This window comes from Ktedonosporobacter rubrisoli (assembly GCF_004208415.1).
GTDB lineage: Bacteria > Chloroflexota > Ktedonobacteria > Ktedonobacterales > Ktedonobacteraceae > Ktedonosporobacter > Ktedonosporobacter rubrisoli.
Genome location: NZ_CP035758.1, coordinates 3,356,333 through 3,376,603, shown reverse-complemented (window position 1 = coordinate 3,376,603; position 20,271 = coordinate 3,356,333). Strand labels below are relative to the sequence as shown.

The 20,271-nt window shown below is 50.9% G+C and carries 9 protein-coding genes and 2 pseudogenes; 1 reads left to right on the top strand and 10 read right to left on the bottom strand.

Translation table 11 applies throughout. The annotated features are described in order from the left end of the window. From EPA93_RS15115 to EPA93_RS49740, 4 genes and pseudogenes are all read right to left on the bottom strand, one after another. Positions 1–6,630 (bottom strand): non-ribosomal peptide synthetase, encoded by a 6,630-nt coding sequence (locus tag EPA93_RS15115; RefSeq protein ID WP_129888315.1) that lies wholly within the window; start codon positions 6,628–6,630, stop codon positions 1–3. Next, positions 6,630–10,052: a non-ribosomal peptide synthetase gene (locus EPA93_RS15110; protein WP_129888314.1), complete on the bottom strand. Its 3,423-nt coding sequence runs from the start codon at positions 10,050–10,052 to the stop codon at positions 6,630–6,632. The genes EPA93_RS15115 and EPA93_RS15110 overlap by 1 nt, the downstream gene beginning before the upstream one ends. A 978-nt stretch (positions 10,053–11,030) precedes the next feature. Continuing rightward, on the bottom strand, positions 11,031–11,657 hold the full coding sequence (locus tag EPA93_RS15105) for a response regulator transcription factor (RefSeq protein WP_129888313.1): 627 nt from the start codon (positions 11,655–11,657) through the stop codon (positions 11,031–11,033). A 365-nt stretch (positions 11,658–12,022) separates the two neighbouring features. After that, a pseudogene (locus EPA93_RS49740) lies at positions 12,023–12,187 on the bottom strand (IS3 family transposase); the annotation flags it as partial. 14 nt (positions 12,188–12,201) lie between these two features. Between EPA93_RS49740 and EPA93_RS15100 the strand changes: the two are divergent. After that, complete coding sequence (locus EPA93_RS15100; RefSeq protein WP_129888312.1) at positions 12,202–12,597, top strand: transposase family protein; 396 nt, start codon at positions 12,202–12,204, stop codon at positions 12,595–12,597. Positions 12,598–12,803: 206 nt separating this feature from the next. Here the strand turns inward: EPA93_RS15100 and EPA93_RS50935 are convergent. The 6 genes and pseudogenes from EPA93_RS50935 to EPA93_RS15060 all read right to left on the bottom strand — a co-directional run. Then, a pseudogene (locus EPA93_RS50935) lies at positions 12,804–13,613 on the bottom strand (transposase); the annotation flags it as partial. Positions 13,614–13,980: 367 nt separating this feature from the next. Then, positions 13,981–14,316, bottom strand: a complete 336-nt coding sequence (locus EPA93_RS15080; RefSeq protein ID WP_129888308.1) for an MbtH domain protein — start codon at positions 14,314–14,316, stop codon at positions 13,981–13,983. 68 nt (positions 14,317–14,384) lie between these two features. Continuing rightward, on the bottom strand, positions 14,385–14,660 hold the full coding sequence (locus EPA93_RS15075) for a hypothetical protein (RefSeq protein WP_129888307.1): 276 nt from the start codon (positions 14,658–14,660) through the stop codon (positions 14,385–14,387). Next, positions 14,657–14,905, bottom strand: coding sequence for an MbtH family protein (locus tag EPA93_RS15070; RefSeq protein WP_129888306.1), 249 nt, complete (start codon positions 14,903–14,905; stop codon positions 14,657–14,659). Before EPA93_RS15070 ends, EPA93_RS15075 begins: the two co-directional genes overlap by 4 nt. A 112-nt stretch (positions 14,906–15,017) precedes the next feature. Then, positions 15,018–16,247, bottom strand: a complete 1,230-nt coding sequence (locus EPA93_RS15065) for an MFS transporter (protein ID WP_129888305.1) — start codon at positions 16,245–16,247, stop codon at positions 15,018–15,020. Continuing rightward, positions 16,244–20,269 carry a non-ribosomal peptide synthetase gene (locus EPA93_RS15060; protein ID WP_129888304.1) on the bottom strand — a complete coding sequence of 1,342 codons (4,026 nt, stop codon included), beginning with the start codon at positions 20,267–20,269 and terminating at the stop codon, positions 16,244–16,246. Before EPA93_RS15060 ends, EPA93_RS15065 begins: the two co-directional genes overlap by 4 nt. Between the last annotated feature and the right edge of the window lie 2 nt (positions 20,270–20,271).

Genomic DNA, 20,271 nt, shown 5'->3' with positions numbered 1-20,271 from the left:
TTAGTTATTCTCCTCTGTTGTCACGATCTTCTCGGCGAAAAGCTGGTCAACCTCTTCGTCTGAAAGCGCAGCTAACTCTACCAGGAGCAGGGCTATCTTCTCGATCTGCTGACGTTGTTCGGCCTTATGCTCAAGGATGGCTGCCGCCAGACGAGCAGTCGTAGGATAAGTAAACAGCATTTTTAAGGGTAAATCGATCTGAAGCATTGACCTTATGCGAGAGATGACCTGGGTGGCCAGCAGGGAATGTCCACCGCATTCAAAGAAATGCTCATGAATACTGATCCGCTCTCGATGAAGTATCTCTGCAAAAATATCATTGATAATCTGTTCCAGCGCCGTACGCGGCGTGACAAAGACCTCGCCGTCTCTCGCCTGCTGCCCGGTAGGAGGTGGGAGTTGTTTGCGATCCACCTTGCCGTTGCTATTGAGCGGCAACGTCTCAAGCAGCACAAAGACTCCTGGGACCATATGGGCGGGCAATTTTTCGCCTAGAAACTGTCGCAGCATCTCTCCTATCCCGGTCTTTTCCTCTCCACCGGGCTGCTGCGGCACGATATAAGCGACAAGGATTTTGTCGCGCTGTTCCTCTTGATGAACCACAACTACGCAGTCCTGCACTGCCGGGTGCTGAAGGAGCGTCTTTTCAATTTCTCCCGGTTCGATGCGGTGCCCACGAATCTTAATGACCTGATCGACTCTGCCCAGGAATTCGATCTCCCCTCCGGGCAGGAAACGCGCCAGATCCCTGGTTCGATACATCCTGGCTCCGGCTGCACGTGCGAAGGGATCAGGTAGAAAGACCTCAGCCGTTTTCGCTGGATCGTGCAGATAGCCCCGGCCTACGCCTGTGCCGCCAATATACAGATCGCCTGCAACCCCCACTGGTACGGGCATATACCATTGATCGAGGATATAGGCCCGCATACCGGGAATGGGATGGCCGATCGGGATAATGGGGAGTTCGTAGTCGCTTCCCGGCGCATGCCGTATAGCTACATGGCACTGGTCATCCGAGCACTCAGTTGAGCCATAGGTGTTGAGTACCGGGATCTGTGGGAAGAGGTTCAGCCAGCGCGTACACACGTCGGTGGGCAAGGCATCACCAGTCGGAACAATCCAGTGCAGGTCAGGGAGCACGATAGATGTGTGTTCGACTTCTTGAAGCAGTGCTCGCATCATCGATGGAACAACTTGCAAGACACTGATTCGCTGTTTCTGGAGCCAGCGTAGCAGATTGCCTGGATCGAAAGCCAGTTCATCTCCAGCGACGGTGACGGTGGCTCCCACCAGGAAGGGGGCCAGGCATTGCCATATCACGATATCGAAGCCAACAGGACTATTCTGGGCTAGCCTCTGGCCTGCTCTAAGTTCGACATCTGCCACTTTTGCCTGCATATGATTGAGCATGCCTTCCTGTTCGACACATGCGCCCTTAGGTATGCCGGTTGACCCAGATGTAAACATGATATAGGCCAGCCTCTGCGGCTGATAGGCCACCGGTTCCAGGGGAAGCCCCCTCTGTGGTGGCAATTTCTCAAGCTGTACGATAGCAGGCCGTTCCTCTTCCGGCCATGCTGCGACGACCCGTTGTATCCTCTCGACATGCTGATGCATGGTCAGCACAAGCCTGCTTCTGCTCTGACTGAACATCTGTTGATAGCGGTTGTCTGGATGCGTGGGATCTAACGGCAGACAGGCTGCGCCGATTTGCCAGAGAGCCAGGAATGCACTAATCAGTTCTATACCCCGCTCAAGCAGCAGGGCAACAATCTGCTCCGGTCCCACTCCCAGATGTTGTAGATGGGCGGCCAGCCGTTCAACCTCCTGCTGCAATTCATGATACGTTACATGGCGTTCTTGAGTGATAATTGCCAGAGCGTCGGGTGTTCGCGCTACTTGCTCATTGAAGAGTTGAGAGAACCCTTTTGTTCCGGTTGTTTCGGTTAGACGGCGATTCCATGTCTCAATCTGACGCTGGTACTCGCTTGAAGTAAGGAAAGAGCGCGTCTCATGGTGCTCCTCTGGTCGCGTGGCCATAGCATGCAGGATCTGCTGATAATAGGCACAGATGGCCTCCATCTGCTCATCGCAAAACACAGCCCGGGCAAAATCAAGTCTCAGCGTCAATTGGTGCGAGGCAGGGTCCAGACCAAAATCGACGCTCAGAGCAAAACTGGCATCGCCATAGCTGATGGAGTCCAGAATGCTGATCGCCCCAGTCTCGTTGGCCTGCTGAATGGTATGAAAGTGTTCAAAGGTAAAGAGCGTCTGCAAAAGCTCCTGACCGCCGATGGCGTTTTGCATTTCACTGAGCGGATAGCGGCGGAAAGGAAGCGCCTCACGTTCGATTTGGAAGCACTTTTGTACCAGATCATACCAGCTTTCTGCACACAATTGTATACGGAATGGCAGAACATTCAGAAAGAGGCCGCGTATTCGATCCCCATCGAGCTCTTCAGGTCTGCCATCAGTGGTTACGCCGGTCAGGATGTCGCTCTGGCCGCTGATCATTTGCAACACTTTGCTATGCGCGGCCAGCAGGACACTTTTCAGAGGGACCGAGGCGAGGCGAGCCAGAGACTTGAGGCCCTCTTGCGGCACTATGTAGCGGAGCGTCTTGATGCGTCGATCGCCTGCTTTTGTGCGTTGTGGCCAGCGCGGCAACGTGAGAATACTGGCGTCCTGTAACTGCTTCTGCCAGTATGCTCTGTTTTCTGAGGATTGCAAGGCCTGCTGTTCAAGATAAACGAAGTCGCGGAAGGATGTCTTGAACGTATCCAGTGGCGGTAATTGCCCCTTTGCGAGCCCGGTAGTATAGGCAGTGAAGATGTCAGCGAGGATCCCGTACAGACTCCAACCATCAAGAATGGTGTGGCTGAACGTGACTGTCAATTGCAGGGTTGTAGCGGAGCGCAAATGGACGAAGCAACGCAACAGGCAGGGCTGGTTGAGATCGAAGGTATGAGAGCGCTCATACCTAATTAGATTGTCAATGCTTATCTGCTTTTCCGCATCAGTCTTATGCTGAATGTCTTCTCTAAAAATAACTGGTTTTGCGATTCGATAGACAAGCTGTAGGGGCTGGCTATAAGTGCTCATATCGAAGGCTGTGCGCAGAACAGGGTGCTGATGAATCGCCTGAAGGATAGCCTGCTCCAGAAGGTCAAGGTCGATCTGCTTGCTGTGCAAGGTCAGACTCAGAACGTTGTGGTAGACACTGCCATCTCCTGCCAATTCAGCATGGTAGATCATACCAGCCTGCAATCTGGTTAAGGGATAGGCATCTTCGACTTCGGCTGGTAGATGCGCCCGGTCATTTTCAGAGATAAGGCTGAAGGCCGAGGTCGGCAGAGCTGCTCCCTGCTTTATTCCCTCTGCTGGCAATACTTGAGCCAGGGCGTGGATAGTCTGGTGCTGGAAGATCTGTTGCAGGCTCAAGTCAATGCCAGCCTGTTTGAGCTGACTACGGATACGGATACTGCGTATGGAGTCGCCACCTAGAGCGAAGAAATTGTCGTAGATGCCAATCTCTGAGATCCCCAGAACCTTGCTCCAGATATCTGCCAGCAGCTTTTCCCCGGTGCTTGCCGGAGCTACAAAGTGCTCCAGCATATTGGACCGCGCAAACTCCGGGCCAGGTAAGGCCTCACGATCAATTTTGCCATTGGGAGTTAAAGGGAGTTCTGGCAACTTTATAAAGAGCGCAGGAACCATATAGGCAGGGAGCCGTTCTTGCAAGGCGGAACGCATTTGTTCACTGGTAAATGGCTGAGCCGGATCAACAACCAGATAAGCGATCAGGATCTTATTGTCGCTCTCGCTTTCTGTATAGACTTGAGTGGAGACCTGTAAAATGCCAGGTAACTGGCCAATAGCAGCGTCGATTTCGGCAAGTTCGATGCGAAACCCACGTACCTTGACCTGACGATCGTTGCGGCCCAGAAACTGTAAGGTTCCATCAGGCAGGTAGCGGGCGAGATCGCCAGAGCGGTAGAGGCGTGCGCCAGCTTGTCCGCTGATCGGATCGGGTAGGAAGTGTTCCGCGGTCAGGCCTGGCCGTTTATAATATGAACGGGCCAGACCATCGCCCCCGATGTAGAGCTCGCCAGGGATGCCAACAGGCACAGGTTGCATGTCGTCATCAAGCAGATAGACCTGAGTATTGGCGATAGGTCGCCCGATCGGGACCGAGGTTTGGCCATCAGGGAGAGGCTTCTGCATACTATAGCAGCAAGTAAAAGTGGTATTTTCAGTTGGCCCATAGCCGTTGATCAGGCGCTCAACCTTGCCTGAGCGGAGTACCTTTTGCACATGGGCAATGGAGAGTACATCACCTCCGGCCAGCAATTGACGCACGGTTGTGAGATCATCAAGGTTCTGTTCAACCACCTGATGGAACAGGCCAGCCGTGAGCCAGAGAGTGGTCACGCCGTACCGTGTGAGAGTGTTGGTCAGTTCTTCTGACGCAGGTATAGCGGGTGGTAGAATCACCAACCGACCACCGTTTAGCAAAGGTCCCCAGATTTCCAGAGTTGAGGCATCAAAGGAGATAGGCGCGAAAGCCAGAAAGGTCTCAGAACGATCAAAGCACATGTAGTTAGTATTTTTAACCAACCGTATCACACCTCTCTGAACTGCGCTCACACCCTTGGGCTGGCCCGTAGAACCTGATGTATACATAATATAGGCCAGATCGTCGGCACAGGCCAGGTCAGCAGGATTGTGCTCCTGCTCACTCCCAGGGTTATCATCAAGACAGATAAAGGTACAGGCCTGAGCTGGCAGATATGGCAGCAGATTGTGCCGGGTCAGGATCAGGTGGACATCGGCATCGCGCACCATAAAGGCAAGCCTTTCCTCTGGATAGGTGGCATCGAGCGGCACATAGGCTCCTCCTGTTTTGATGATAGCCAAAATACCAATCAGCATATCCAGCGAACGCTCGACGCAGATGCCAAGCTGAGTGCCTGGACCAGCCCCTTGTCTGAGCAAGTCATGAGCCAGACGATTAGCCCGCTGGTTCAGAACCTGATAGGTCAGATGTTGGTCCTGGAAAACCACAGCCACATGCTCTGGGGCCTGGTCCACCTGGTTTTCAAAAAGGCTTTGCAGTGTGCTTTGATCGGGATATATCGCTGCGGTTTGGTACCACTCCCCCAGGATCTGTTTGCGTTCACTGTCGGACAACAGGCTAATGGTTGCCTGCCGCTGTTGCGGCGCTACGACAATCTGCTCAAGGAGGGTCTGATAGTGTTGCAACATGTACAGAGTTGTTGCCGATTCAAAGAGATCGGTGTTATACGCAAGGGTGATCTCAAAGTGCTGATCAATCTGGTGTACATACAAAGAGAGGTCGAATTTTGTGGTCTCCTGGCCGATGGCATAGTCCTGCCAGCGCATCTGAGCAAAAGTGGCCTGATCAGTACTTAACTGTTCAAAGGCAAACAGAACCTGGAACAAGGGATTGCGTCCACTCTGCCTTTCAGGCTGGAGCAACTGCACAAGCTTCGCAAAGGGTACATCCTGATGAGTATAGGCTTCCAATGCAGTCTCTCGCACCTCTGCCAGAACATCCAGAAACGTCTGCTCGCTATCTAACCGGGTGCGTAAGACCAGGGTATTAACAAAGAGACCCATCAAATGTTCCACTTCAAGCTGCTGACGGCCCGCAATAGCTGATCCCACAACAATATCGTTCTGGCCTGTATAGCGGGCCAGCAGGATGATGAAAGCCGCCAGGCAGGTCATAAAAGGTGTAGCCTCCGCTTGCAGGCTGAGATTTTGGAGGGCGTTGGTCAGTTCTCTGGATATGCGCAGGGTGTGGGCATCACCGTGGAAGGTCGGGGTCAGTGGTCGCGCATGGTCAGTAGCCAGTTCCAAATGATGTGGAGCGCTCTCTAACTTCTGTTGCCAGTAATCCAAGTGAACCTGCTGGCTGGAGTTCTGCATCCATTGGCGTTGCCAGATGGCATAGTCTGCGTACTGAATCGGGAGTTCCGCCAGAGGCGAGGGCTGTTTCTGGCTAAAGGCCTCATAGAGTGCAGCGATCTCCTTTAAGAGCAAGCCAGTTGACCAGCCATCAAACAGGATATGATGGATTACAAAGAGGAATATGTGAACATCCTTTTCCAGATGAAAGAGCGTGGCTCGTACCAGTGGACCGGTGTGCAAGTTCATGGGCTGGCTGGCCAGGGCAAGGATCTGCGCGTGTGCCTGCTGTTCCCGCTCGCCGTCATCGAGCATCTGCATATGAACATCGGTCAGTTTGATCATGAGTTCAGGCGCGATCTGTTGCACTGGTGCGCCATCACGCAGGGCGAAGGTTGTGCGCAGGCTTTCGTGCCTCCGAATGATTTCGTTAAGACAGCGCTCCAGCAGAGAGCTATCCAGCATCCCTTCGATGCGATAAGCTACAGGCATCACATAGGCGTTGCGATCCATCTGCAACTGGTCAATAAACCACATGCCCTCCTGAGCAAAGGAGAGCGGCGGAGCGACATCCTTTGCGCGCCGTGTTATACGAGGCACCTCCTCGCCAATCTGCTGTATCCCTGGCGTTTGCTCAAGTAAACGATTAAGCAGGGCCAGCTTCTTGTTCATCTCCTGAAGAGTTTCGGGCTCGCTCATCACTCATTCTCCTTCCCTTGTCCAGGTTCCAGGCTCTTTTGCTTTTCAGGAATTGACATCTGTTCCACCTGTTTCATCAGCCGGGCGATTTTCTCCACCTGCCCCGGCACTGGCTCCTGGTCTACCAGAATACTGGCAAGTTTTTCGACAGTAGGCTGCTCGAAGAGGACACGTAGGGGCAAAGGTATCCGAAAAACAGCGCGTACCTGGGCAATGATGCGGGTAGCTAACAGTGAATGGCCGCCGAGTGCGAAGAAGTTATCAGTGCGTCCGATATGCTCGACTTGCAGGATTTCGGACCAGATTCCAGCGATCACCTCTTCTACGTCATTGCGAGGCGGTAAAAATGCAGCCGTCGAGGCGATGGCCATGCGTTCTGGTTTGGGAAGCGCTCTGCGATTGAGCTTGCCATTGCTGGTTAGGGGAAGAGTGGTCAGTTCAACAAAACCGGTGGGAAGCATATAGTTCGGGAGTCGGCGTTGCAAGTAGCTGCGCAGTTCGTCCACCGGGCAAAGGGTCTGGCCGCGCTCAGGCACAATATATGCCGCCAGCTCCTTGTCCTGTGTCATGTCCTCACGTATAATGACCGTGCATTCACGTACACAGGGATGGCTGGCCAGTACGGCCTCAATTTCGCTCAGTTCGATGCGATGACCGTGTATCTTCACCTGATCGTCAATGCGCCCGGCGAAGAGAGGATTGCCATCTGGTTGAAGCCGGGCCAGATCGCCAGTTTTGTAGAGGCGAGTTCCTGGCCGAGTGCTAAATGGATCAGGAAGAAAGGCTGCCGCAGTACGTACTGGATCGCCAACATAGCCCCGACCAACCGGGATACCGCCCAGATAGACTTCGCCAATAATACCGACCGGGACCGGTTGAAGTTCCTGATCGAGCACATACTGACGCGCACCGGCGATGGGCAGACCCAGGGGGACCTGGAGTTCATTCTCACCCAAAAGCTGTTGCTGGATATGGTGAGCCGTATCGTCTGAGCACTCTGTTGCGCCATAGGTGTTGATCACCGGTATCGCCGGATAGCGTTGCTGCCAGCGCCGGCAGAGTTGAACTGGCAACGTCTCACCAGTCGAGATCAACCAGCGCATAGATGCAAGCGTGGGCAGTCCATCGCCGCTCTCCATTGCTGTGTCCAGCATAACCTGAAGTACCGAGGGAACAGCCTCTAGGAGCGTAACTCCGGCCTGGTCTAGCCTGGGTAGCAGTTGTTGCGGCTCCTGAGTAATGGTGTCAGGGAAGATCTGGACCGTGCCGCCGACGAGCAGTGCGGCAAGAAATTGCCAGATCGAGATATCAAAGCAGTGCGAAGCAGTCTGTGGCACAATATCGTGCTCATCCAGGTGCAAGATCTGCACCTTTGCTCGCAGATGGTTCAGCATGCCTTCTTGTTCAATCATCACGCCTTTCGGCCGTCCAGTTGAGCCTGAGGTATAGATAATATAGGCAAGATCACGCGGCGTCTGGGTAACAGTGAGATTTGTGTTGCGCTGCTCGACCGCTAAAAGATCCTCGACTAGCATGATCCTTGGCGCAATCTGTCCCTGTTGACAGACCTCATCCAGAGTTGGAGCCAGGGCGCGTGTAGTCAGAAGCAACTGGCTGCCGCTATCCTTGAGCATGCCCACCAGCCGTTCGGCGGGATCAGTAGTTTCTAGAGGAAGATATGCCCCGCCACTTTTGAAGACAGCAAGGATGGAGAGAAGGAGCGAAATTCCGCGTGTCATGCCCAGCGCTACCAGTACTCCAGGTTCCACCCCCACATCTTGCAGACGGTGGGCCTGGCGATTGGCAAGCCGATTAACCTGCGCGTAAGTGAATTCCAGATCACCGTCGATAACAGCTCTGGCCTCGGGCGTACGTTCGACCTGTTGTTCAAAAAGTTCATGATAACAATGCTGGTTTTCTTCGGCGATCCCCTCATTTACATTCCACCTGTAGAGGAGGTTATGACGCTCAGAGGGTGTTAACAGGTTTAGCGAGGCAATAGGATCTTCTCCATGTTCGACTGCGCTCTGTAGAAGTTGCTGGTAATGAGCAAGCATGCGTTGCATGGTCCCGGCTTCAAAAATATCCTGCTGATAACGGAGCGTCAGAGCCAGTTCATCGCCTTTTTCATCGATGGTTAGATCCAGGGCCAGTTTGGCAATGCCGCTATTGATCTCCAACGGTTGGATGCTCAGGTTGCCTGCCTGTTGGAACGGATTCGGCGTATTTTGCAGGACGAATGAGACCTGAAAAAGTGGATGATGGCGGAGGTCTCGTTCGGGTTGCAGGATCTCTACCAGTTTATCAAAGGGCATATCCTGATGGGCATAGGCTCCTAGTGCCACTTCACGTACTCGTTTGAGGGCCTGACGAAAGGTGGGATTGTTGCTCAGGTCGGTGCGCAGAACAAGCTGGTTGACAAAAAAGCCGACGAGCTGCTCGGTTTCTCGACGGCTTCGATTGGCGACATCGGTGCCGACGACGATATCATCCTGACGTGTATAGCGGGCCAGTAGAACCTGAAAGGCCGTAAGCAGGAACATAAACAAGGTGACTTCTTCGCGCTGACATGCTGCTCGCATCTGTTTGACAAGAGGTACGGGTAGTCTGAGCCGTTCCAGCGCTCCCCGATAGGTCTGCTGCGCCGGATAGGGGTGGTCGATGGGCAGGTCCATAGCCTCCGGTACACCGGCGAGTTGTTTTTGCCAGTAAGTGAGCTGCTGATCGAGAAGAGAACCCTGAAGCCACTGACGTTGCCAGACGGCGAAGTCTGGGTACTGCACAGCCAGCGGATCAAGTTTAGCGTCCCGGCCATCCAGCAGTGATGTATATATCTCCATTAGTTCGCGCATCAAGATTGCGTTGGACCACCCATCAGAGATGATATGGTGCATAGGCAATTGGAGAATATATTCTGCTGGTCCTGTCTGGAGAAGCGAGGCACGTATGAGTGGGCCATGCTCAAGATCGAAGGGCCGCCGGACCTCTGCGAGCAGTTGCTGTTGGATGATCTGTGCCTGTTGCTCAGGCGTTCCTTCCAGAGTACTCACGGTCAGAGACAATTGCTTGTACTCATCGATGATCTGCCGGACCTGCCCATTTTCCGTGATAAAACGGGTGCGTAAGCTCTCATGGCGTTCAACTATTTGTTGCAGACTGGCCCGCAGGATCTCAGGTTCTAACAGGCCGGAGATGCGCACTGCATACGGAATGGTGTAAAGGGGGCTGGCTGGGATCAACTGATCAAGGAACCACAGTCGCTGCTGGGCAAACGAGAGCGGGAAGCTCCTGGTCTGCCGCCCGAGATGTATAAGCTTTGCTTCTGAACGCTCCTGCTGTTGCTTTCTTTCGGCTAATTTTTGCAGAAGTTCATGGCGCTTTTCTGGTGGAAGCGCCGCTATACGCAGATGTCTATCGGTCATAAAGCCCTTTTCTTCCACAGATTAACAACATTTCGGGATTAGTGATCCTAAAGTGCTGAACGATACTTTTCATTTCCTGTATATGGGAGACGTGAAATGCCCACCTATTTACAGAACAGGTTAAAGATGTTGTATTCAATACTGCACGAATAAATGGTACATAAATCTGACTGGAAAGTCATGCTCAGATAAGAGTGTTTACTTTTGCGTTTTATACAACTTGAATGGCAATCCTGACGAATGGCGTTACCGTTTTAACAGCAGAATAACTTGCCTTGCAGGAGCAATATATGGCTGCGTTAAACGGCGTGCATTGACATCTCATCCACTGTCTCCGGTGTACTACCTGGCGTGAGAGCACCATTATTCCTTATGAGGGCACTAAAGCGGCTCACATTGGCGTAAGACGACTTTTTTTTTGCTCTGTTGCTGGGGCCACGCTGGTTCCACCAAAAACGAGAACCAGCCAGATTTGTGATAGCTATCGTACTTCTGTCTCGCCACTGCAAGTTTCGGCTCAGCCACGCCTCATGCAGCAGTTACTGTCACAAGGGTAGATCAATCCCCCCACACCTGCCCCTTTATCTGTAGAAAAGAGGTTTGAAAACACTTCCCTTTGAGCAGGACTTTCGCTCACTCTCAGGTATCCTTACCTGGGTTACAACGCAAAGATGGTCTCAAGGCACGGCAATGGGTTTCAAGCAACAGAGCAAACATCAATAGACAGGTGCAAGAGATAACAGAGCATCCATCTCTGTTCCTTATGCCATTGAAGGGAAGACCGCATGGCAAATATAGCCAGAAAAGGCTTGCAAGTCACCACGCCAGTAGAGCCAGAACGTCAAGATAGACCAGCACAACAGACGCAACATGTATCTCTGTGGCGCAACCGCGATTACCTGAAAAGATTATCTAAGAGTTTATTGGAGGGAGTGCAAAGGGCATGCCAAGCACTCCAGTTCTAGCTGATGGGAAGAGTTAATCGTTCGCAGAAATGTCTTCAATAGGAGAAACTATGCCTGCCTGGTAAGCAACAAGGAGGGCGTCTTTTTCGTTATGGACGCCTAGTTCCTGATAAATGTTCTGACGATGCTTACTAACTGTTGCACGCGAGATGGAAAGCGCCTCGGCAATAGCATCTTGATCGTATCCGTGCATCATTAATACAAGAACTTCGCGCTGACGTTTGGTAATCGCGCCATGGAGGCCTTTATTTCCCTGGTTGCGGTTGAGTGTCAGGGCAGAGACTTCCAGGGTATGCAGGATCAAGCCGCAGGTCTGGGCCAGAGCATGAGCAATAGGTAGAGGTAAGGAAGGATAGCTGGGATGGTGAGGGCTGGCTTTGATATACATCTCACCATAGACGATTCCACGAAATCTAACAGGAAACCTTACAGAGATGGGATCGCAGCGTAATAAGGTTGTTTGCAGATTTAACTGAGGCGAATTCATCACGATTATTGCGTTCCCCTTGGTTACTTTCATTACTTCCTCGCACAGTTTGTTCGCAACGCCCTCGGCATGGCCGCATAGAGTTTCGGTGACTGACGTGAGATGAACAAAGTAATCTACATACTCTGCCTCTCGCTCTAGCCTGTTGTTCATGTTTCATCCCCTGAACTAAGCATAAAAACTCTTCAGTTGTATACGGGATCCCAACATTTTCTCTCAGCAAAATCCCCTCCAGGCAAGAGAAATATTCAACAAATTTGAGATGAAAAGAAGTAGAAAGAAGGGCTCTTTTCCTGCTCCAGAGGTCAGGGAAGGCCCTTTTTTACGGAGATAGCAATCCTGGCCTCCTTGACTTTGACCCATTTTTGTAGAGCCTCCACCGATTGGAACTGAGGAGGATGAGAGACGTTTCTACGTTACGTAACGTTGGCGTTGTTATTATAATCCAATAAATGATAAAGCGTCAAACGTTACGTTTAGCTTGCTGGGTTCCCCATCTTTTCATACCTGAGCGGACTCACATCCAGGATCACCAAAAGGTAAAGCCAGCCTTGGGTAGTTGGAATAGAGGCGATATCTGTCGCCCATTTTTGGTTCGGTTCTGTGGCCGTAAACTCTCAATTCAAGACATTAGGGGCGATGGAATGAGAGGCATCTCTTCTGGTGGTCAGCATTCTATGCCGCTACGAGGAGTCTGATGATGTTGGAAGTGTCATCTTTGCTTTCTCTTCCGGCTGGATTAGAAATCGCCGAAATTACTGAGACCTCCGATCTTGTGATCGTTCATGTCGTGACTACTTCTCCAATAAAGGCATACCCTCTCTGTAGTGAATTTGCTACCCACGTCTGCAGCTACTACACGCGGAAGGTTTCTGACCTGCAATGGGCAGGTCAGCACGTCCAACTGCTTTTCCATGTCCGTAAGTTTCGTTGTGATACTGCTACTTGCCCACGCAAAGTCTTTGCTGAACATCTAGATTCCTTTGTGGAAGCTTGGGCGCGTCAGACGAAGCGGTCACACGAAGCTATCGAAGCCATTGGCCTCTCTACCTGTGGGAAGGGGGAGCACGATTGGCTGACCGTCTGGGTATAACAACGTCTCCAACGACTGAGCTTGACCCGTTTTAGGAGAGTCGAGAAAGTGGAGGACGTTTGAGAGTTCCAAGTCAAGGAAAGAGACTCTCGATGAAGAAAACGTTGAGAACGTTACGTAAAACGTTTAAACGTAATTTTAATATAGCAGATAACATACGTTACGTCAACGTTTTCAACGTTTTCTTCAGGCTCCTTTCGCGTTCGTTGCTCAAAGGCTACAGGACTGAGATAACCGAGCGCAGAATGACGGCGCTTGCGGTTGGAGAACGTTTCTCTCGAGTTAAAACGGACTGGCGGGCCTGGGCTTGGGTCTGATAGCTTAGTCGATGAGTCCATTCTCGTTTGAGCGTCCCAAAGAAGCTTTCAGTGGGAGCGTTATCCCAACAGTTGCCTTTCCGACTCATACTACACGTGATTCCCGCAGCAGCTAAAAGAGCTTGCTATGCCTGACTCGTCTCCTGACTTCCTCGATCCGTGTGATGCATCACACCTGGCTTGGGACGTCGCTGTAGCAGTGCCATTTGCGCGGACTTCCAGAGATCTGGCGATTGTGCTCAAAAAGCTGCCGAATATGCTGTGTGAGTGCTTCATTCTTCTGTTCACACTCACTCTTTGGGCGCTTACGCCAGGCAGAAGAGCCACATTCGGAGACGGAAAGCACGCGGCACATCGTCTTCACTGCATATTCTCGCTTGTGCTCTTCAATAAACTGGAATTTCATCGCTCTTGTCGTAAAAATATGCGAAGAGCTTTTTTTACAATGTCTCGTTCTTGTTTCACGACTTCCAGTTCGCGTTTGAGGCGGCGCAGTTCTTCGGCTTCTGGCGTCTGGTGTTCACTTTCTGGAAATGCCTGCTCGCCATGCTCGGAGAACTGTTTACGCCAATTGTGGATCGTGCTATCTGAAACTCCCAGATCTCGTGCGATTTCCGTGATTGGCTTGCCACTCGTTTCGGCCAGGCGAACGGCTTCAATTTTGAATTCTTTCGTGTAGATTTTTTGCTCTTTAGACATTTTTCTCCCCCGTTTGGTCGAGTCTCGTATATTCCACATTCTCCGACTCTATCAAATGGGGGAAGGCTCATATTTTCTTTCGCTTGGGAAGCAGCGTTGATCAGATAAGAGAACAAATCCAGCAATTGTAAGATTCTAACAGAACTTTGAAGATCTAATCTATCAAACTCCACAATTATAAGGAGCTCTTTTTGACTCACTCTAGTCCTATTCCTGTTGCTTGTTTACAACGGCAAGCGAAGAGAGCGCAGGCAGCGAGCGTGACTAAAACGCTCAGAAAGCTCTGATGCCGTTGCCCTCTTCTACAAGCGAATTAGAGATCAACCTGGTTAGCAGATCCAACCTTCTCTGCTCCGATCGGCCGAGCTTAGGGATGAACCTCCTCCAGAACGACGAGATGTCCAAGGCCGTTGAGCGTACTCAGATCAATTTCTGCTATGCAGCGCACTTTCACATAATTGAGGGTAAGTGTTCCCTCTACATGGGCAACTCCCCTGGCTTGCTCGAAATCCGCCTGGCTCAGATTTGTTGCTGCCGGATCAACGCGGACCCCCAGGTCAGTTCCTCCTCGGGTCGTCGTAAACTTGATAAAAACATAGCCCATCTCGGTCACGCGCTGGCGAAACTCTTGCAGAGACGGCTTGGGACCTCCGACTGAGACGGGATGCTCTCCTTGCGAGAGTCGGTTGACCAGTTCATCCATCCTTTTGCTTCCTTTCTCTCGATGTATAGCGCTGTCGTCTTCTCCTACCAGGGTAACTGGCCCCCGATTTAGACCTGGTTTTGTTCCTGCCTACTGACAGCGTACAAATCTTCCGGGAGTTCAAAATGTAGCACGGACTGACAAAATTCGCGCCATTGGGGAGTCACCTGATCCCAGAGTGCTCCTTGTCCCTCTGCCACAGGAGAGCTCACCACAGTGAAATCGTCCCATAAATAGACAATCGTTTCATCTCTCATTTCCTCCTCATGTGGCTTACACAGCTCCTTCCATCCAGCAAATTGACGTAGATCTTTGAGATAGTAAGCTTTGCAATATTTTCTCATGAGGTTGGCCCCTCCTGCGAATTTATTTGCCTTGATGCAACTTCCTCCATGTGTTTTCGTAAGCTCAACGGACGCATATCGGTCCAGACCTCTTTGATATAGGCAAGGCACTCGCTCTTGAGTCCCTGCTTGCCCACCTCTCTCCAGCCCAATGGAGGCTCGCGGTCAGCAAACCAGATGGAGTACTGTTCCTCATGATTCACGACGACTTTGTAGATCCTGCTGTCTTCTTCTTCTCTGTCCATAGAACAAGGTCTCCTTCTTCCAGAAACGAGTAAACAACTTCCTACGAAAAACATGTTATTACTATACAACATGCTAAGAGGCTTTCCAAAGTAAATACATATTATAAATAACTCATATACTTTCACTCAATTTCTCTGTCTTCATATGTTTTGCACTACTACTGGGCAAGATACTTACCCCCATAATCAGAAGAGCAGCGATAAAAAGAAAGGTTGTCGCTCCCAGGAGGTTACCAAAAAAGCTCACAATCATTAGCCCTAGCAATAGCATAACTGCGTTTACCGCATTAAAGACTCCAAAGAGACGGCCCCTAAATTCGCTCACCACACTGGTTTGCAGCATAGTCGTAGCAATGACAGAAAATGTCACAATAAAGAAACCAATAGCGGGAAGCAGACAGAAGCCCAGCAGTAAGGATGGGAAGCTGGCCCAGAGCAATAAGCAAACACCAGCGATTCCCAGGCATCCACTGAGAAGATAGGCAGGTTTGATCCTCTCTCGCACATAAATTGCACCAAGAGAGCCTATCAACGTCCCAACGCCTTGCATGGTAACCAATAGCCCATAGGCAGCGGCATCTCCGTGAAGCGTCCCTTGCACAAAAGCTATAATAATCACATTCAAAATACCCTGAGATAAAAATAGGATGCCAGAGGTAATGACTAGCATGCTGACGATAGGTTTCCCCCTGATCAAACTCACACCATCCAGCCACTCCCGCCATAGCTCTCTACCCTCCTCAACTGATGGCTGCCTGCTCCCAGATCGAGGCATTATCAGTAACAAAACCATAAAGGCGGAGAACATGAATGAAATACAATCCAAAACTACTACCCCTGTCAGATGAAAGGCAGCAAAAAGCACTCCCCCAATTAATGGGCCGATCAGGCTGGTGATAGAGTCGCTTAAGGAGGTAAGAGAGTTGACGGCAGTAAGTTGTGCCTCATCTGAGACGAGAGAGGGGAGTAAGGCATTGTAGGCCGGTTCAAAAAAGAGTGTCAGGCAAGACTGCAGACAAGCAACAAGGTAGATCAGCCAGAGCAGAGCACTAGAATGCACAAAAAGGAGGAGGAGAAGAAGAACTGCCCGCAGACTATCTACGATAATCATTAGCCAGCGCCTATCCCAGCGGTCAACCAGCACGCCAGCCAGTGAACCCAGAAAAATAATGGGAACTGTTTCTACGATAAACATCAATCCTGTATCCAGCGCTGACCTGGTAAGCTGGTATATATAAAAAGGGAGCGCAATCTTGATAATCAGATCTCCAAGTTGGGAGATTAGCTGCCCAGACCAAAGTAATATTAAGTTACGAGAACGCAAGGCTGCAAATATCTTCATAAGGTTTTCTCCCGGCAAGCTAGCTGAGCATTATGAAGACATTGCCCTAACTGCGCAGCCAGTTTCCTCACACACGGCTCAAGCAATATCGTATCATGGTACCCGGAAAACATATATATCTCCACTTTCGCTGAAAGTTCATTCCATCCCCGGTCAGGCTTTAACAAAAGATCCAGGTTGAAATCTCCGAATTCCTCCATTTCAGTAGATCGAAAAAGAGTGAGAGTACCTGGATAGGAGACAGGATAGTAGGCATGAATTGCCTGCATCCGAGTTTTTAAGATGTGCGCCTGCTGTCGTAACCATTGAGCCGCTGGATCAGGCAGTTCAATACCAGCCTTTTGTATTTCAGCAAGGGCAAAGGCATATTGTGCATCAGGAGCCAGGTTTTGCAGGTGGGAGTAGAGTTCGCCGGCACTTTTTCTAGGGACGTCTCGTAGAACCTCTAAAACAACTGTCATGATGTTACTGGCGTCATCGTGGGGCAGGTCTCTCATAATAGCTGGCGTGGCAGTATCAAAGATACCGAGAAAGGCGATATCCTGACCTGCCCTCCGTAACTGCTGGGCCATTTCGTACGCAACGTGCCCCCCGAACGAATATCCCCCTAGCAGGTATGGCCCTTCTGGCTGGACGCTTTTTATAGCCTCAATATAGCACGTGGCCATAAATTCAAGTGAATGATAGGGAAACTCTTTCTGTTCTATATCAGGGTCTTCTAGCGCGTAGAATGGTTGATCAAATCCCAGATGACGGCTCAGATCGTAATAGCAAAGCACATCTCCACTGCCAGGGTGTACTGCAAAAAAAGGAAGTTTTGAGCCTTGTGGCTGGATGGCTACGAGAGGAGTGCGTGCAGGAGTAGCGCGCTGCTGCCGAATGATAGCAGCCAGTTGCTCTATAGTGGGATGTTGAAAAACTAGAGAAAGAGAAAGCTTCTGGCTAATTTGTTGTTGGATCCTAGCAAGAAGCCGTATCGCGTGCAATGAATTTCCTCCCAGGGTAAAAAAGTTGTGTTGCACTCCTATAGGTTGTACGGCTAGCACTTCTTCCCATATTTTCGTCAAACATACTTCTAATTCATCTCGTGGCGCGACAAACTGCGCTTCGATTTTCTGAAAGGAACGCGAGGGAGCAGGAAGCGCCTGCCAATCGATTTTCCCATTATGGGATAACGGTATCGTATCCAAGGGGATGTAGGAGGTGGGTATCATGTATTCGGGCAAATGGGCCGCCAAAAACGAGCGTAGGTCGGATATTGAAACTTTCCTCTTCTCTGAGAAGAGCAGATAGGCGACAAGCTGTTTCTCACCAGAGGGATCTTCATGCAACAGCACTAAGCTGCTGCAAATCGCAGGATGCCGTTGCAGAATCCCCTCGATTTCTCCAGGTTCTATACGAAAGCCATGTAGTTTCATCTGCGCATCATTTCGACCCAGGTATTCAAGGTTGCCATCCGCGAGGTAACGTGCTACGTCTCCCGTCTTATACAATCGCGCTCCTGGCTCCTGGCTAAAAGGATTAGGAAGGAATCGTTCAGCAGTTATGTCGGGGCGATGAAGATAACCCCGCGCCAAACCATCTCCTCCAATGTAAAGCTCTCCTGTGACTCCCACCGGCACAAGCTGCAGATCCCTATCCAACACATAGAGCTGCACATTAGCGATGGGCCGACCAATCGGAATCCTTCCCTGAACATTTCTATAGCGAGGAATTTCATAGATACTGCAGCCAACAACTGTCTCTGTAGGTCCATATTCGTTAATTAGCCTGGTACCTGGAGCCTCCTTTTGCCAAAAAGTAACGTGCTCACTATGCAAGGCCTCTCCACCGATAATAAGCGTGTGAATCTGTTGAGCTGCTTGCCGGGAAATAAGGGATTTACTCAGCAGATCCATGTGGGTAGGAGTTAGTTTGAGCAGGCTGAGTTCTCCTTGCAGACGCAAAACTTCCTCGAAAGCTTCGATGCTTTCACTTTCGTGAAGCAGAACCACACGTTGACCTTTCAACAGTGGTGCAAATAAGCTGGTGATGGTAAGATCAAACCCGAGCGGAGAATGGACCAGAGAACCATGCCCGTTTGCCATATCATAGGTATCTGCACACCAGTAAAGATAGTTCACCAGGCCTTGATGCGGGATCATGACACCTTTCGGTTTGCCAGTAGATCCCGAAGTATAGAGTATATAGGCCAGATTAGCAGGCCGCATCTGCTGGCCGGGATTCTCGCCATTGTTTTTCGCAATAATAGGCCAGTCTCTATCCAACAGGACTTTACTCAAACCCTCAGTTCTAGGTATACATGAGATCAATTTTTGTTGCGTCAATAGGAGACAAACCCGCGCATCCCTAGCAATAAAAGCTAATCGCTCACCAGGATAAGAAGGTTCCATTGGAACATAAGCTCCTCCGGCTTTAAGAATGCCAAGCAACCCTATCAACATGGCTACTGAACGTTCTAAACAGATGCCCACAGTATCTTCTATAGTAATCCCCATGAAGCGAAGGTGATGCGCTAATTGATTAGCACGCCGATTGAGCTCCTCATAAGTAATCTGCTCATCGCCACAAACGAGCGCAACTGCATCGGGAGTACGCAAGACCTGGCCTTCAAAAAGCCGCTGGAAAGGAAGATTGAATGGATAGGAGCGGACCGTTTGATTCCAGTCTATTTGCAGTTGTTGTAGTTCGCGCCCGGTAATCATTGGTATGTCTAAAATGCGTCTGTTCGATCCCTTATGGTCGAGGAAGCCTTGCAGCAAGGCCTGCAGGTGCCCCAGCATGCATTGCACAGTTAGAGCATCAAAGAGCTTATTATTATAAGAAATCTGCAAAAGGAGACTTTCCCCGGGACCAATAACAATGGAGAGCGGGTAATTTGTCATAGCGAACGAGCGAGCACTTTCTATTTCCAGGTCCATTGACGAAGAGGGCGATGAGGAAATTTCTGGATAATTTTCAAAAATACAAATACTCTCAAATAATGCTTCCCCAGGAGAAAGCTCACTCCACGCCTGAATCTGCAGCAGCGGACTATGCTCATATTGATGCAGATCTAACCAGTTTCCCTGGATCTCTTGTAGCCAGGAGAGCAAAGAGCACATGGGAGCAACACGAACCCGCAAAGGCACGGTATTAATAAAGAGTCCGACCATCTGCTCTACCCCATCCAGCTCGATTGGCCGACCTGAAACAGTTACCCCAAAGACAACCTCTTCTTCACCGCTATAGCGGCTCAAGAGAAGTGCCCAGGCTCCCTGGATGAGAGTATTGAGTGTCAAAGAGTGCGTGCGGGCCATTTGTTGCAATGCAATTGTCATCTCGACAGAAAGATGCGCTTCCTCCTGCCCAAGGTGTACAGGCTGCTCTGAAAACTTCTCGTACTTGCCGATATATGGGAGCCTGGTCGGAGCTTTAAAGCCTGCCAGGAAGGCTTGCCAGAACTGTTTAGCTCCCTCTTCATTTTGCTCTTGTAGCCAATTGATATAGTCGCAATACTGCCGAGGAAGTGGTAATGAAAGCTCTTGTCCTTGAGTGAGGGCTGAATAAATCGTGAAAACTTCCTGAAAAATCAGGGAGGCAGACCAGCCATCGAGAAGCAGGTGATGAAAGGTCCAGGCAAAGTGAAAGCGCTGGGGACCCAAACGAATGAGGCAGCCACGCAGCAAGGGCGCTCGTCGCAAGTCAAAGCCCTGCTCCCGCTCGCTCTTGAGCACCTGCTCCAGGTGCTGGGCCGACCACTGGCTCCCATCCAGCTGCCGCCAGGGCAGGTGCACGGTCTTGCCTACCACCTGCACCGGCTCCTCGATCCCCTGCCAGACAAAGGCCGTACGTAAGACTGCGTGCCGTTGCACGACCTGCTGCCAGGCTTGCTGCCAGCGCTGCGGCTGCAGCGGCCCGTGGAGCCGAGCGTTGTACTGCACCAGGTAGACCTGAGCAGTGGGAGCATAGAGGCTGTGAAAGAGCATGCCCGCTTGCATGGGCGAGAGGGCGTAGATGGCTTCCAAATCGTCAAGCTGCATGG